This is a genomic window from Cyclobacteriaceae bacterium, assembly GCA_013141055.1.
Lineage (GTDB): Bacteria > Bacteroidota > Bacteroidia > Cytophagales > Cyclobacteriaceae > ELB16-189.
In genome coordinates, this window is sequence record JABFRS010000001.1 from 2,651,759 (window position 1) to 2,668,568 (window position 16,810).

The following is a 16,810-nucleotide window of genomic DNA, read 5'->3' on the forward strand; positions in this document are numbered from 1 at the left end:
TAAATGCCCACTAACACCATTCTCATGCTTTATCGCATTCTTTGCCTTGCTTGCCTGTGCATGCTCTCGTCGTGCATCGACAATAAGGATTACAATCTGGAATCTTTGACGATTACCCCAACAGAAGCGATACCGCTTGCTTCGGGCGAACTCAGTATTCTCAACATCGCCTCTGACAAGGATTCCTCATATATAAAGACCTATCCTGATGGACTTCTTTACTTTTCATATACAAAAACACTTGATTCCAGAGAAATAAGAGGCCTGTTTGACTTACCAGCCAATAACTCTTATCCACAGGTTTTCGACTTACCAGCTGGTACTCAACCTCCACTCGCTGTGGATACTCAGGTAGGAATTACAGTTGACAAAGAGATCGACTTTAATTTTGATCCAGGTCAACTAAGTGAAATGATGATGAAGGGTGGATTTGTAAAATATAACATCAGCCTTTCCCAGGCGACCACTCCGGCGCTCCCTTTTCAGATCGATGTAGTAATGACCGATGTTGTTCACAAAACAACCAACCAGCCCTTAACATTTTCGGCAACTACAGGAATAGGATCCGTTTCTATGAAGGATCATCTCATTACCATGAATGATAACAAGTTCAGCATAAGGGTGGCTCTCATTTTTAAAAAAAGGACCAACGCGGTGTTTATCCCCGCTAATACTAAGCTGAATGTTAAATTTTCTTTTGAAAATGATTTCTCTTACATAAAGGGATTTTTTGGTGATCAGCAGGTGAGTATTCCAACTCAAACAATTGACCTTAGCATCAATTCATCATTGAAAACATCCAGTATTTCTTTTCTTAATCCGGTTCTTAGGTTGTCAGTTCGAAATGATTACGGAGTGCCGTCAGAAATCAATTTCACTTCCGTTCAGGCCAAAAAAGAGAGTAATACAGTCCCTTTTATATTAAATCCTACCAGTCCTATTACACTTCCGTTTCCATCCGTGTTGGGCAATTTTACAACTACTAACATAGCCGTTGATAATGCTTCAGCGGTAGTCAATTTTGCACCGACTCAATTAGTGTATACAGCCAGCGCACGTATTAACAGAGGGATTGCAAGTGGTTCCAACTTCATGGCTGATTCTAGCAGATTGCATGTTACATTGGTCACTGAGCTTCCTTTAAATGGGAGAGTATCAGGATTTTCGATATCAGATACAATGAAAATTGATTTAGGGAACATTGACAAGTCATCTGTCATTAGTTCAGCGTTGAAAGTAAGAGCGGTAAATCAGATGCCATTGGATGCTCATGTTCAACTTTACCTGACTGATGCGAATTATCAGGTGATTGACTCTTTATTCACTACTAATCAGAGTTTTCTTGTAAGATCAAGTGCAGTCGACGCTTCCGGAGAATTAGTCTCACCAGGAGTGAATGATACTAAATCTGACCTCTCTGTTGAGAAGATTGATAAGCTATTCTCAGCTAGTTACATCATCGTCAAATCCAAATTCAATACAACAAAGGACACGAACGGATCTTCCTTGAATGTTAAATTCAAATCAGCATACAAGCTGAAACTGAATGTAGGTTTATTGGCAACATTGAATATTGTAGCGAAATGAGAAAAATCCAGTTTCTGCTTATTCTTTGTGCTGGTTTTATTGGTACTGCTACTTTCGCGCAAACGGAAAGCACCCTTTATTTCATGAACAGCCTTCCTCAGGTGATGGATGTAAATCCAGCCATCATGCCCCGTTACAAGTTGTCCATTGGCTTGCCAGGGATTTCCTCTGTAGCAGGGGTTTATTCAAATAATGGATTCACATACAATGACATCACATCAAAGAGCAATGGTGTGGTAGTCGGTGATCTCTCAAAACTTTCAGAAAATCTTCCTGAGAAGAATTATATCGCTGTCGGGGCTCAGGTAGATGTCTTTCGTTTTGGAATGCGCATCAATCCCAAAATGTATCTGATGTTCAGTTCTTCTTTAAAAGGATATAGCCGATCCATGCTTCCAAAAGGTTTGTCATCTCTGCTAGTGGATGGTACAGGTCCACTTGTTGGTTCTTACATCAACACCGCTCCCCAGCAGGAAGGTCTTTCGTATTTGGAAACAGGAATTGGAATGGCCTATCAGGCGAGTGATAAGTTTACTTTTGGAGGCCGACTCAAATACCTGAAAGGCATTGCTAATGTTACAACTGAATCATCCTCTCTGGTCGTTCAGGTAGCAGACACTTACTTGATTACAGCCACTGCTGGAGCCAATATTAAGACCTCAGGTATTGATAATTTTAACAAGTCTGGCTATAACGTCGGAGATCATTGGGGTGATTATACCAATAATACCGGTTGGGGCCTGGATCTGGGTGCCACCTATAAATTTATGGATAAGCTTACCCTTGGCGCCAGTCTTATCGACATTGGATTTATTAACTGGAAAAATAATACGGTTCAATATACTCTTGATCCTTCTGTAGCCACTTACACTTTTGGTGGAGTTGACATGACTCAATTGCTGAATAAGAATTCAGATTATTTATCGGATCAATGGGATCAGGCAAAGGAAAAATTCAAGATGAATGAAGTTCCAACAGGTTCTTACACTACAATGTTGCCGAGCAAATTCTATCTCAGTGGAAATTACGAATTGATGGAAAGTCTTTCAATCGGAGCATTGTTCTTCAGTGAACAATTCAGAGATCGATATTCAGCTGGAATGACTGCCGCTGTCAATAAGAATTTTGGTAAGATCCTTACGACATCCTTAAGCTACACAGTCTCGAACCGATCATACAATAACATTGGCGTAGGACTGTCAGTAAACGCTTCTCCTGTACAGCTTTATATAGTGGGAGATAATCTTTTGAGGGCACCAGTTTCCCTGATTGCCAATCAGAATCTTAATTCATATGTCAACAGTTCTCAGCTTCTCACTGTAAGAGCTGGACTGAATCTCGTATTCGGATGGGATAAAGGAAAAACTAAAACACAAGCTGTTAAGGATGACAGCCACAATCCAAAATTGAACAACTCCAAAGCAACTGTGAAACCTACATATGGTCGGTCAACTCAGAAGAAGAAAAAGAAAACCAAACAATTGAAGGTTGCTCCTAAGTCCAAGGTGGGCCGATAAGGAATAAAGTACTGACAATAAAAAAGCCCTGAATCATCAGGGCTTTTTTTATTTAGAACCTTTTGTTGAATTAACTTCCGCAGGCCTCACAAGCATCCGGATTATCCAGGGAGCAGGCCATGTCAGCGCGATTCTGTTCGTAGTTCATTGGTTGAGCTTCGTATTGAATAGCGTGCTGTCCTTCCATTGCTGGAGCTACAGAAGCTGTTTGCAGAGCAGCAATCTCAACGCCTTCCTGTGCGTTCGCCACTTCTGCAGCAGGTTGTTGCATGTTGGCTTTATCCAAAGTGAACTTGATCGCATCAGCAGCAGCAGTAGAGCGTAGGTAATACATACCTGTCTTCAATCCCTTCTTCCAGGCGTAGAAGTGCATGGAAGTTAGTTTGCCGAAGTTTGGATTCGTGATATGAATATTCAAACTCTGCGACTGGCAGATGTATGCACCACGATCAGCGGACATATCGATGATTGCCTTCTGGGAAATTTCCCAAACAGTTTTATAGATATCCTTAATGTTTTGAGGAATCTCAGGAATAGATTGAACCGATCCGTTTGCGCCGATCAATTTCTGACGCAATGTATCACTCCATAAACCAGCTGACATCAGATCTTTCATCAGGTGTTTGTTCACCACGATAAACTCTCCTGACAATGTTCTGCGGGAATAAATATTTGAAGTGTATGGTTCAAAACATTCGTTGTTTCCAAGAATCTGTGAAGTGGAGGCCGTAGGCATAGGAGCCACCAGCAATGAATTGCGAACACCGTTTTGCTTCACTTCGCGTTTCAGTTGTTCCCAGTTCCAGCGACCAGATGATGGAGTAACTCCCCACATATCAAATTGGAAGATTCCCTTTGATACAGGTGATCCCTTGAATGTTTCATAAGATCCGTGCTCCTTAGCAAGCTCCATAGAAGCTTCCATAGCACCGAAGTAGATCGTTTCGAAGATATCGCTGTTCAATCCTCTGGCTTCTTCAGAATCGAATGGCATGCGCAACAGGATGAAGGCATCTGCCAATCCCTGCACACCTAATCCGATTGGGCGGTGACGCATGTTGGATTTCTTTGCCTCTGGAACAGGATAGTAATTCACATCGATCACTTTATTCAGATTGCGTGTAGCCACCTTTGTGATCTCATACAATTTTTGATGATCGAACTTCCCGTCAATAACAAACTTCGGCAATGCGATAGAAGCAAGATTACAAACGGCTATCTCATCATCTGATGTGTATTCTATGATCTCTGTACACAGATTGCTTGACTTGATCGTACCCAGATTTTTCTGGTTCGATTTTTTATTAGCCGCATCTTTATAAAGAATGTATGGAGTTCCTGTTTCGATTTGTGATTCAAGAATTTCAAACCAAAGATCCTGAGCTTTTATTTGCTTGCGGAACTTTCCTTCCTTCTCATATTTTTCATAGAGACGTTCAAACTCTTCTCCATAGCAATCTGCCAATCCCGGGCATTCATTCGGGCAGAAAAGTGACCATGATTCATTTTGCTCAACGCGTTTCATGAAAAGATCAGGAATCCACATTGCATAGAAAAGATCACGGGCACGCATCTCTTCTTTTCCATGATTCTTCTTCAAGTCAAGGAATTCGAAAACATCTGCATGCCATGGTTCAAGATAAATGGCGAAACTTCCTTTGCGCTTGCCACCGCCCTGATCAACATAACGTGCTGTCATGTCGAAGTTGCGAAGCATTGGAACGATTCCGTTAGAAGTACCACCTGTTCCTTTGATGTAAGAACCCTTTGCACGGATGTTATGAACGCTTAGTCCAATACCTCCTGCGGATTGCGAAATCTTAGCGCAGTTTTTTAATGTATCGTAAATGCCATCAATGCTATCATCCTTCATTGTTAAGAGGAAGCAAGATGATAGTTGTGGCTTTGGTGTTCCTGCGTTAAATAACGTTGGAGTAGCATGTGTGAACCACTTCTCTGAAAGAAGATTGTAAGTCTCGATCGCTGCTGCGATGTCTTCTCCATGGATACCCACAGCAACACGCATGAGCAAATGCTGAGGACGTTCTACAACCTTATTCTCGATCTTCATCAGATAAGAACGTTCCAGTGTTTTAAAACCGAAAAAGTCGTAGCTGAAGTCGCGATCATAAACAATTGCATCATCCAGTTCGGCTGCGTTGGCTTTAATGACCTTCCAGGTTTCCTTGGAAATCATGGGAGCATTTTGACCTGTTTTAGCATCCACATGCTGGTACAGTCGCTTCATAGTGTTGGAGAACGACTTGCTGGTGGTTTTGTGCAGGTTGGATACGGCAATCCGGGCAGCAAGCTTTGCGAAGTCCGGGTGGCGCGTCGTCATCGTAGCTGCAATCTCAGCTGCGAGGTTATCTAATTCGTGTGTTGATACACCATCGTAGAGGCCGTTGATCACCTTCATGGCGACTTCTACCGGGTTGACAAGTTTTGGATCGAGGCCATAGCAGAGTTTTTCGATCCGGGCGGTGATTTTGTCGAATTTGACAGACTCTCTGTGTCCGTCCCGCTTTAATACAAGCATTTATAAAAATTGTTTGGGTGTGTAGTAAAAGTTTAAAAAATGATTTCTAAAAGGTAATTAAAAATCTTCGTTCAATGAAAACTTTTGATCGGCTTCTTTTTCGGTGCTTTTCATCACACCGGCTTTCTGGTATTCAGCAACCCTTTTCTCGAAGAAGTTAGTCTTCCCCCTGAGCGAAATCATTTCCATAAAGTCAAAAGGATTAGTGGTGTTGTAAATTTTCTGACCGACCAGCTCGTTGAGGAGGCGATCTGCCACAAACTCAATGTACTGGCACATCAGCTGTGCATTCATTCCGATAAGGTTCACTGGCAGGGCGTCTGTTACAAACTCTTGTTCAATCGCTACTGCATCTTTAATGATCTCAATCACGCGCTCTGAAGGGAGCTTGGTGACGATGTGCTGGGTGTACAGGTGACAAGCGAAATCACAATGAAGACCTTCATCACGGGAGATCAACTCGTTGGAAAAACTCAATCCAGGCATAAGGCCTCTTTTCTTTAACCAGAAGATAGAGCAGAATGATCCTGAGAAGAAGATTCCTTCGACTGCAGCAAACGCGATCAGACGTTCCTGGAAGTTGCCCTTGTTAATCCAGCGAAGAGCCCAGTCTGCCTTCTTTTTCACACAATCCATGGTGTCAATGGCATGGAAAAGCTTGTCTTTCTCTTTAGGATCCTTTACAAGGGTGTCAATCAGCAGGGAGTAGGTCTCTGAGTGAATGTTTTCAATAGCGATCTGGAAGCCGTAGAAGAACTTTGCCTCCGTGTATTGAACCTCTCCCACAAAGTGTTCTGCAAGATTTTCGTTGACAATGCCATCACTAGCGGCAAAAAATGCCAGAACGTGGCTGACAAAATACTTTTCTCCTTCGGTGAGATTAGCCCAATCCCTTAAATCATGGCTTAAATCGATTTCTTCCGCAGTCCAGAAACTGGCTTCTGCTTGTTTGTAAAACTTCCAGATGTCGTGGTGCTTGATAGGGAAGAGTACAAATCGGTCCTTGTTTTCTTTGAGGATGGGTTCATCGAGGGTGGGATGGCTCATATTTTATAAAAAATTCTTTTTTGTCGTGGTCCGGTTTCCGAAATTTTTAGAGAACACTTTCCCCACTCACCAACTTGCGAGTAAAGACGTTCAATAAAATGTAAGGGAGCAACAAATATTCGCATTGGAACACATATATCAAAGGGGCAATCGCTGAGTGACGACACCGCAAGAATCATTTTCGGTGAATGAATTTTTGAAAGCGTTTCATTCTCATTCACTTATCTCCCTTATGAAAAGTGATATGTCAAATGATAAATTTTCTGAAAAATTTAATGATGAAAAGTGGGTTGAATAACAGTCGTGTTGAAACGCCATTTTTGCTTGTTCGGCAATTCATCAGGGGCAATGGATTTGGAATGAAGAAGCCTTCAGGAATCGATAAAGGGGAAAAAACGTGATTTTTAGGTCTTTTCCGCTATTTTGAGGAAATTATTGGTTTTTTATGGGTAGTATTCTATCTTTGCAGTCCATTTTTAAAAATACCGTCATGTACGCAGTTGTCGATATCGCTGGTAAGCAATTCAAGGTTGAAAAAGACCAGTATTTATATACCCCACGCCTGGATGCGAAGGTGGGTGATGTAGTGACCTTTGATAAGGTCCTCCTGATCGACACAGCTGGTGCTGTGAAAGTAGGAACCCCAACCATCGCAGGAGCGACCATTTCCGGTAAGGTATTGGAGCATGTGAAGGATGGAAAAGTAATCATCTTCAAAAAGAAGCGCAGAAAAGGCTATGCTGTTAAGAACGGTCACCGTCAGCAGCTAACAAAGGTTCAGATTGAAAGCATCTAAGAAATAGATTTAATAAGAAGAAAACGTTTGACTCATGGCACACAAAAAAGGTGAAGGTAAAGTAAAGAACGGCCGGGAATCGGAAAGCAAGCGACTGGGCATTAAGGTGTTTGGTGGACAGAAAGTCGTTGCTGGAAACATTATTGTGCGTCAGCGCGGAACAAAGCATCATCCTGGAAGAAATGTAGGACTTGGTAAAGATCATACCCTCTTTGCTCTGACCAACGGAACAGTTCTTTTTAAGAAAGGCAAAGCTGACAAATCTTTTGTCTCTGTGGTAGCCGAAGCTTAGTTTAAAAAATATCATTTTAAAGGCCCCTGGAAATTCAATTTCCAGGGGCTTTTTACATTTTAAGGGTCCTCTAAGACCATACGTGGTATTTTACAGAAGATAAAATCAAATTATTACCCCAAATCGGAAGCATAAACCCGTGATTACGATGGTTTTGAGGGGGTTTTAATAAATATNTAATATTAGAATATTGATTTTGCTCCCAAACCCCATAGATAATTTTCCTTTTATTAAATTTTCACTCTATTTTTAACGCTTTATTAACCTAAACAAAACCTATGAAGAAGTTTTTACTGGTATGCTTCACATTCGTTTTTGCACTAAGCACTGCTTGGGCGCAAGAGAGAATGATATCAGGTAAAGTAACATCTACAGAAGATGGATCTGCTTTGCCTGGTGTAAACGTGGTGCTGAAGGGCACGACAAATGGAACGGTTACCGACACAGATGGTAACTATAAGTTTAATGTGCCTGCTGCAGGCGGTACATTAGTATTCTCATTCATTGGCTTGGAAACTCAGGAGGTTGCTCTGGGTGAAAGGACAGTAGTGGATGTAAAGCTTGGACTTGACATCACTCAATTGAATGAAGTTGTTGTAACGGGTTACGGAACTCAGGAAAGAAGAAAGCTGACAACATCAGTATCTTCTATCCAGGGTGGCGCAATCGCTCAGTTGGCAACTCCTAGCTTTGTGGACCAGATGGCTGGTCGTGCAGCAGGTGTTCAGATTACTACCCAGACTGGTGTAATAGGACAAACTCCTATTATCAATATCCGCGGTATAAATTCAATGTCATCAGGAACCTTCCCATTGGTGGTTGTTGACGGTGTGCCAATTATAACTGGTAACCAGAGCTCAGTAACTCCTACCAATCCATTAGCTGATATTAACCCAGCTGATATTGAGTCATATGACGTATTGAAAGACGGTGCTGCATCAGCGATCTACGGTTCACGTGCTGCTAATGGAGTTATCCTCATCACTACTAAGAAAGGATTAAAATCAAAAGGTAAAGCTAATGTGACTTTTGCAGCCACAACAGGTTATTCAGAAGCCGTTAAAAGATTTGATCTTGCAAATGCATCTCAATTCGAGACCATTGCAAATGCAAAGCTTGCTAACGCAGGTTCAGCTCCTTCAGCTTTCTCTGATCCAGCTATTGCAACCAGCGGTCAAACAGACTGGCAGGATGTTCTTTTGAGAAAAGGAAAGTTCCAGAGCTATAACCTGGGTCTTTCTGGTTCAACAGATGCAACCAGCTATTATTTCTCTGTAGGATATCAGAAGCAGGAAGGTAATATAGTTGCTAATGATTTTGAGCGTTTTACGTTCCTTGCGAATGCAGATCACCGTGCAAATAAATTCTTCAAGTTTGGAGGTAAAATTTCATTTACACGCGGTGTAACCAATGGTTTGAATACAGGAGCTAACGCACTTTCTGGTAACATTGCCGGTGGTATTCGTTTGTTCCCAAATGTTACTGTTTATGATCCAACCAACGCAACGGGTTATAATCTTTCTGCAGATGGTCAGGCAATCGGGCCCGGCGCCAATACACGTGCCATTACCAGCAGCTGGACCAATCAGGGGTTTGTATTAGCGAACAATAAATTCCAGGCGACCAATGATCGTCTTCAGACAAATCTTTACGGTCAGCTTGACCTTATTGATGGTTTGTCAATTAAATCTCAAATTGGTATCGATTATTTAGCGAACAAGGATTTCCAGAAACAAGATCCACGTCATGGTGATGGAAGAGGATCTAATGGTTTTATTTTTAATCAATTCAGAACCGTTACGACATGGGACTGGGTTAACACAATCAGTTACATCAAGGATTTCGGTTCTCATGGAATTGACTTCGTTGGAGGTTTGGAATATCAGAAAACTATCACTGAGTCATTCAATGGACAAGGATCAAGTTTCTCTGATCGTTTCTTTATGGATCATGGTTTGATTGGGGGTAATTATCAGAATCAATTCTCAGGTGGTACTTATGTACCAAGAGCATTTGCTTCAACATTCGCTCGTTTGAATTATTCTTATAAGGATAAATACCTGGTGGGTGCTAGTGTTCGTCGTGATGGTACTTCTGATCTTGACCCTGCTAATCGTTATGGTGTGTTCTGGGGAGCTTCAGTAGGATACCGTGTGTCTCAGGAAGACTTCTACAAGAATTCAGGAATCAGCACTACAATTAATGACTTGAAGTTTCGTGCTAGCTACGCAACGATCGGTAACGTTAATATTGGCTCATTCCCGTATGCTGGTTTGTATGCTGCTGCCAAGTATGGTTCACAGAACGGTATTGCTTTTGCCCAGGCTGGAAATCCTCTGTTGATCTGGGAAACCAGTAAGAAGACTGATATCGGTTTGGATGTGGGTATCCTGAATAACAAGATCACGGTAACATTTGACTGGTTCCAGAACGATATTGATGGAAACGTTCTTAATGTTCCTTATGCTCCTTCTTTGGGTATTCCGGGAGGTACGATTGCTCAGAACATTGGTGTTCTCAGAAACTCAGGACTTGAGTTGACTGTGAGTGCAACTGCATTAAATCGTAACGGATTTACATGGAATGTTTCAGCTAACTATACATCCGTTAATAATGAGATCATCAAGACATTCCCTAATGCGGCTGGTGTAAATTCTGAAATAGGTGTTGGTAATTATCTTATTAATGCTCGTGTTGGACAGCCTCTTAATGTAATCTATGGATATACATTCTCAGGAGTGAATCCTGATAACGGTTTTCCTTTGTATGAAAAGGGTACCGGTCAGATCGTTCAGCGTAATATTGTGAACGGAAACTACTCTTTCTACGATCCGGCGAATCCTCTTAATGAAACTAACGTAACAGGTGCCCCACTGAATCCTGCAGATGTTAGTGCGGGTGGTGATCGTAAAATTCTTGGTAAGACTACTCCAACCTGGTTTGGTGGTTTAACAAATAACTTTACTTATAAGAATTTTAGCCTTGAAGTTTTCTTAAGATATTCAGGTGGAAATCAGGTGTACAACCAGACCCGTCAGGATGTTCTTCTTGGTCAGGATTTCACAAACACTGGAACAGAGTTGTTGAACTCATGGACTCCTGAAAACCGTAGCACAACAATGCCTAGGATGTACCTAAGCAACAATTCTCAGGTAAATCAGTCTGGTGTTGCTACATCACGTTTCGTTGAAAGTGGAAACTTCCTTCGCATACAGAATATCCAACTAGGTTATTCAATACCTAAATCACTATTAGGTTCAGGAGATAACAAGATCGCTAGTGTCCGCGTATTTGCTCAAGTGCAGAATGCGATCACGATCTCTAGCTACAAAGGCCTTGATCCTGAATTAGGTGCAGGTCTTGATAACAATACGAATCCATTGAGCCGTACGTATACGATCGGTGTCAACATCGGACTCTAATCATTTAAATGAATAAAAAGAATGAAAACATATAAAACACTAACAAGCGCATTAATAGCTGTTGTTTTGGTGGCAAGTTCATGCGGAGATCTGCTGGAACTGACACCTCAGACAGCGCTTTCGGATGCAACAGCGTTTGCTACACCGGAGCGAATTGAATTGACAGTAGCAGGTATGTACGATGCTGCACAATCAGGATTTTATGCTGGTGGTGCTGTACGTGGATATCCTTTTGGAGCTGCTCACGTGGAGCAAGGTGACAACCGTGGAGAAGATGTTGTAAATACACAAGCTTTCTTCCTTATCACTTATTCCAATACTTATGACGGAGTGTCCGGTAATAACGATTTCCACTTCCAGACGCTTTTCGCGTTGGTTAATCGTGTGAACGTTGTATTAGCAGGTCTTGAAACAGCAAAGCCTTCTGCTACGCTGACACAAGCTCAAATAGATGCTTACAAAGGTGAAGGCCGTTTCCTGAGAGCCCTGGCTTACATGGAATTGCTAAAACACTTTTGTCGTCCTGCCTGGGATAACAAAAATGCACCACTTGGCGGTATGCCATATCGCAAAACTGCGATCGTTTCATCCCTTGCAGCGAATGATGCGACTGCCTTGGGAAGAGCCACTGTAGCGGAAAATTATGCCGATATCTTAGCGGATCTTGACTATGCTGAATCAGTATTACCTAATACCCGTACAGGAAGTCTGAAAGTCGCTCGCGCAACGAAAGCTGCAGCGATTGCTTTGAAGACTCGTGTTCACCTGAATTTGCGCAACTGGGCAGCGGTTGTTACAGAAGGTAACAAACTTGCTCCTCAAGCAACGGGCCCTTTCACCGCAATTGGTGCAAATGGTACTTATGCTCTTACAACCAGTCCTTTCGGACCATTTACTTCCGGAAATAGTAAGAGTAATACGGAATCAATCTTCTCAATTGAGAATGATGTGACTGACAATCCTGGCGTAAACGGAGCATTGCCTTCCATGTACAATACCTCAGTAGCACCTACGACAGGTCGAGCATTGGTTGCTATTAGTCCATACATCTGGAACCAGACTTGGTGGAATGCATCAGATATCCGTAAGTCATCAACAATGGTTAATATCAATGTTGAACTTCCTGGTGGTGGTGGAAAAGGCGGATATTTCACAAAGAAATATTCTGACGTAGTGGGTGGATCAGATAATGCTCCTATCATTCGTTATGCTGAAGTTCTCCTGAACATGGCAGAGGCGATCCAGCGTCAGATTGCTGTTGGTGCTGCTCCAGATCCAAGAGCTTTCGCTCTATACAATGCGATTCGTAGCCGCGCAAATGCTGCAGGTACGGATTTATCATATGATGGAATTGGTGACTTTGCGAATGGACAAGCTTTGATTACCGCTATCCTTAACGAACGCAGAATTGAATTCCTTTGCGAAGGTATGCGTTGGATGGATATTACCCGTTTAGCAGAAACTACAGAAGATGCATTACTGTATAACACATGGGGCGGTGGTATCCCGGCTAAGGTAAGTTCGAATGCGATCACTAACTATCAGCCATTATACACTGGTAACCCAGCTACTAATCCAGGTATTTTATCGCATATAGCAATTCCTTATAGCAATTATAAGTTTTTATGGCCTATCCCAACTTCTGAGGTCATCTTGAACCCTACATTGGCAGCTCAACAAAATCCGGGCTGGTAATTAGGATGAAGTAGTACTTTTTGTGAAAGAGTGCCCTTTCGGGGGCACTCTTTTTTAATTTCGCTTCCACACCCATGAGAAGTGTAAATAGACTCTGTGCTTGTTTAATATTTTAACGGAGAGTTCCTCCATTTTCTTTCTAAGAATGAGATTTAAGTATTTTTTCAGTACACGATTTCCTTTGGTAATTTTTTTTATAATTCTTTCACAGAATATCAACGCTCAAAATGGGCAAAGTCAAATTCCTTTAAAAGAAGCTCTTGAAGTAGTAGAGAAAAAAGAAGGAGTAAAGTTTTTCTATAGAAATGACTGGATCAAGAGTATTACGGTAAACCAACCTTCATCACTTAGTCTTCAGGATTTCCTGGCATTTACTCTTAAAGATAAAGGTATTGGCAACATGCTGTTTTATGATGGCAAATACATCGTTCTTTTCAGAGGTAACCCTCCAGTATCTTCTTTGGAACCAAGAAAAGCAAATGAAACTGACAAGGTTGTTGTTGAGGAAAAATCAAACAACAAAAATGATATTTATACACTAAGTGGTGTCATTAAAGATGCTATTACAGATGAACCTATCATAGGGGCAACGGTTTTTGCTGTTGAGCAGGAAAAAGGAACCGTAACGAACCACGAAGGTAATTTTTCTCTTAAGCTTCCCTCCGGAACACACCGGGTTCGGGTTACAGCAGTTAGTAAGTTACCTACTGCGCAGGTGATTAATTTGAGTGAAGATCAGCGAATGGACATTGAAATGTTCGAGCAGACGACTCAATTAGATGATATTGTTATTCTTTCTCAGGGAACTGACAGGAATATTTCGTCCACAGAAATGGGACTAATGAAAATTGATGTTAAAACTATGAAGACAATGCCCCAATTCATGGGTGAGGTGGATGTGATTCGAAGTATCCTAATGCTTCCAGGAGTTAGTACAGTGGGAGAAGGAGCCAGTGGCTTCAATGTAAGAGGAGGAAACGTTGATCAGAACCTTATATTACTTGATGAAACTCCATTATATAATTCATCACACTTATTTGGATTCTTTTCAACCTTCAATCCTGATTTCGTAAAAGACGTTACACTCTTGAAAGGTGGAATGCCCTCAAGCTATGGAGGAAGAATTTCTTCCGTACTGGATGTAAAAATGAAAGATGGTAATTCAAATAAGTTCTCGGGAACGGGGGGTCTTGGAATTATCACGAGCCGTCTTCTTTTGGAGGGACCGATTGGAAAGAAAACTACATTTGTGGTTGGAGGAAGATATGCGTATCCGAACTGGATCATCAGGCAAGTCCCTGATTTAAATGTACAACGTAGCTCCAGTAATTTTTATGATTTGAATTTGCGAATACGTCATCAGATCAATGACAAGAATAACATCTATTTCTCGGGATATAGAAGCAGCGATCAATTTAAATTTGCTGCAGATACAACATACGGATGGAGTACAACGAATTTTTCTCTTAAGTGGAATACTGTAATTAGTAATAATTTGTTTGCCAACATTACCGGGATTTACTCCAAGTATGAAAACCAGATTACTGGTAGTAAAGCGACGAAAGAATTCAAAGCTGACTTTGGTATTGATACAAGAGGTGGAAAAATTGATTTTACCTACGTTCCTGGTGGAGGCAAGCATCGTATTGATTTCGGAACCAGCATGACCTATTACACTTTTAATCAAGGTAAGTTGGTGCCGGCCAACAATTCATCCATTAATCCCATTTCCATCCAGGATGAGCACTCGATTGAGGGTGGATACTATATCAGTGATGAATTTAAATTAAGCGAATCGTTTTCTGTACATGGTGGTGTTAGATATTCTACATATTCAGTAAGAGGAGCCAAGGATGTGAATGTCTATGCAGAAGGTGTTCCTAAGAGCACGAACACTGTGGTGGATGTACTTCACTTTACTGATGGTCAGGAAATAAAAAACTATTCAGGATGGGAGCCAAGGCTTTCAATGAAAATGTCGCTGAATCCACAAAGTTCCATCAAGGTTAGCTATAACCGGAATTATCAATATTTGCAATTGATCTCAAACACAACAGCGGTAAGCCCTCTTGATTTATGGAAAAGCAGTAATTATTATGTAAAGCCCCAGATTGGGAATCAGGTTGCAATCGGATATTTCAAGAATTTTAAACAGAACCGATGGGAAGCTTCTATTGAAGGATATTATAAGCAAGTTGAGAATCTTGTTGAATATAAGGATGGTGCTAACCTTTTCATGAATCCAAATCTTGAAGCTGAGCTGTTAAATGCCAAAGGAGAGGCGTATGGGGTTGAACTATTCATAAAGAAAAAGGAAGGAAAATTAACGGGCTGGTTGGCATACACGTATGCAAGAACATTTAGAACTGTCTCAGGAAATTCTCCTGAGGAAACTCTAAATCAAGGCAAGCAGTATCCTTCGAATTTTGATAAGCCACACGATGTTTCGATCGTTGCAAATTATGCTTTCACGAGAAGGTTGAGTTTATCGGCAAATTTCACCTACAGTACTGGTAGGCCAATCACCTATCCACAATCTGTTTATTTGATTGATGGATATGCAGTGTCTCAATTTACTGAACGTAATCAGGCTAGAATTCCAGATTATCATAGACTGGATTTATCTTTTACGATTGAGGAAAGCTTAAAGCGAACCAAAAAATGGAAGGGGAGTTGGACGTTTTCAATCTACAATGTTTACGGAAGAGCAAACCCTTATTCTGTATTTTTCAAACCACAGTTTAACGGATTCCAGACACAGTCTTATCAGTTAGCGGTAATTGGAACAGTATTCCCATCGATTACTTATAACTTTAAATTTTAGTCGGATATGAGGATGAGGAGATTTTTATTTTTAGTACTGATAGGGGCGGCAAGCTGTATCGAGCCTATTAATTTGAAAGATGCTGGAGCAGGTGGTGCTTTGGTAGTAGATGGCTGGGTAACGGATCAACCTGGCCCATACATTATTAAGCTTAGCAGAACAATTCCTTACAATAATAGCGCTCCGGTAAAAGTTTATTCTGTTCCGGAAAGAGGCGCAAGTGTCACCATTGAAGATGATCTGGGGAATATTTCGCTTCTTACAGAGACAACAGAAGCAGGATCTTATGCTACTAGTGGACTAACAGGCGTCGTTGGAAGATCCTATCAACTTAAGTTTCAAACATCGACCGGAAAGAAGTACGCCTCAACAATTGAGAAGATGCCTGCCAATCCAGGCCTTTCAGCAATCAAAGCTGAGTTTCAGGTGAGTGAAACCATTTTCATTAATGCAAATGGGAGTTCAAGAATTCAGAAGAAAGAAGATTTTGGCATTTATGTAATTGTGAATGATCCAGCCGCGTCAGAGAATTTCTACCGCTGGAAAGCCAATGGCGTTTATGAGTTTTTTAGCGTGACTGACTTTGCTGATAGAAAGCAATGCTGGGCTCCAACACTAACAAGACTGGAATCACAACTTCAGATTGCCAGTGATACGTATTTTGATGGAAAAGAATACAAACAGTTTATTGGTATCTTTCCCTATGACAGACCTACGTATTATTTACTAACCGTTCGCCAGCAATCTTTAACTGCAACCGCACATTCATTTTTAAAGAGAATAAATATTCAGCAAACGAGTACAGGTACTCTTTTTGATCCACCTGCAACTCCGATTTCAGGTAACATAAAAAATCTAGACGGTTCAGAAACAGTATTAGGTTTTTTTAGTGCATGCTCTGAAGTTCAGAGTACTTTACTGGTAAATAGGTTTGTGGAGTCAGGAAGAGTTAATCCTTCACGCTACACAGCTCCCAAAAATGGAGACTGCAGGCTTCATGAAGTACTTGCAACCAACATTAAGTGGCCGGGATTTCCTTAGTAGACAATGTTATCTATCAAGTTATATTGTAAATCTTCGAAAAATTTTAT

The 16,810-nt window shown here is 41.3% G+C and carries 10 protein-coding genes; 8 read left to right on the forward strand and 2 right to left on the reverse strand.

What is annotated here, in order from left to right; all coding sequences use genetic code 11:
* The first annotated feature begins 24 nt into the window (after nt 1-24).
* Together HOP08_11940 and HOP08_11945 are read left to right on the forward strand one after the other, a co-directional pair.
* Nucleotides 25-1,587 carry a hypothetical protein gene (locus HOP08_11940; protein ID NOT75629.1) on the forward strand — a complete coding sequence of 521 codons (1,563 nt, stop codon included), beginning with the start codon at nt 25-27 and terminating at the stop codon, nt 1,585-1,587.
* Nucleotides 1,584-3,104, forward strand: a complete 1,521-nt coding sequence (locus HOP08_11945) for a hypothetical protein (GenBank protein ID NOT75630.1) — start codon at nt 1,584-1,586, stop codon at nt 3,102-3,104. Before HOP08_11940 ends, HOP08_11945 begins: the two co-directional genes overlap by 4 nt.
* 70 nt (nt 3,105-3,174) lie before the next feature.
* Here HOP08_11945 and HOP08_11950 read toward each other — a convergent pair whose 3' ends face one another.
* Together HOP08_11950 and HOP08_11955 are read right to left on the reverse strand one after the other, a co-directional pair.
* A complete protein-coding gene (locus tag HOP08_11950) occupies nt 3,175-5,643 on the reverse strand; it encodes a ribonucleoside-diphosphate reductase subunit alpha (GenBank protein NOT75631.1) in 2,469 nt (822 codons plus the stop codon).
* A 57-nt stretch (nt 5,644-5,700) separates the two neighbouring features.
* Nucleotides 5,701-6,690: a ribonucleoside-diphosphate reductase gene (locus HOP08_11955; GenBank protein NOT75632.1), complete on the reverse strand. Its 990-nt coding sequence runs from the start codon at nt 6,688-6,690 to the stop codon at nt 5,701-5,703.
* Between the two features lie 490 nt (nt 6,691-7,180).
* Between HOP08_11955 and rplU the strand changes: the two genes are divergently transcribed.
* The 6 genes from rplU to HOP08_11985 all read left to right on the forward strand — a co-directional run bounded on the left by rplU (nt 7,181) and on the right by HOP08_11985 (nt 16,760).
* Nucleotides 7,181-7,486, forward strand: a complete 306-nt coding sequence (gene rplU, locus HOP08_11960) for a 50S ribosomal protein L21 (protein NOT75633.1) — start codon at nt 7,181-7,183, stop codon at nt 7,484-7,486.
* Nucleotides 7,487-7,520: 34 nt separating this feature from the next.
* Nucleotides 7,521-7,778, forward strand: coding sequence for a 50S ribosomal protein L27 (gene rpmA, locus HOP08_11965; GenBank protein NOT75634.1), 258 nt, complete (start codon nt 7,521-7,523; stop codon nt 7,776-7,778).
* A 278-nt stretch (nt 7,779-8,056) separates the two neighbouring features.
* Nucleotides 8,057-11,200 carry a TonB-dependent receptor gene (locus HOP08_11970; GenBank protein ID NOT75635.1) on the forward strand — a complete coding sequence of 1,048 codons (3,144 nt, stop codon included), beginning with the start codon at nt 8,057-8,059 and terminating at the stop codon, nt 11,198-11,200.
* 69 nt (nt 11,201-11,269) lie between these two features.
* The gene (locus tag HOP08_11975; GenBank protein NOT75636.1) at nt 11,270-12,895 is read left to right on the forward strand and encodes a RagB/SusD family nutrient uptake outer membrane protein; all 1,626 of its coding nucleotides are present in this window, start codon (nt 11,270-11,272) and stop codon (nt 12,893-12,895) included.
* A 145-nt stretch (nt 12,896-13,040) separates the two neighbouring features.
* Entirely contained in the window at nt 13,041-15,719 is a 2,679-nt protein-coding gene (locus HOP08_11980) for a TonB-dependent receptor (protein ID NOT75637.1), read from the forward strand.
* A gap of 12 nt (nt 15,720-15,731) precedes the next feature.
* Complete coding sequence (locus HOP08_11985; GenBank protein ID NOT75638.1) at nt 15,732-16,760, forward strand: DUF4249 domain-containing protein; 1,029 nt, start codon at nt 15,732-15,734, stop codon at nt 16,758-16,760.
* The last annotated feature ends 50 nt before the right edge of the window (nt 16,761-16,810 follow it).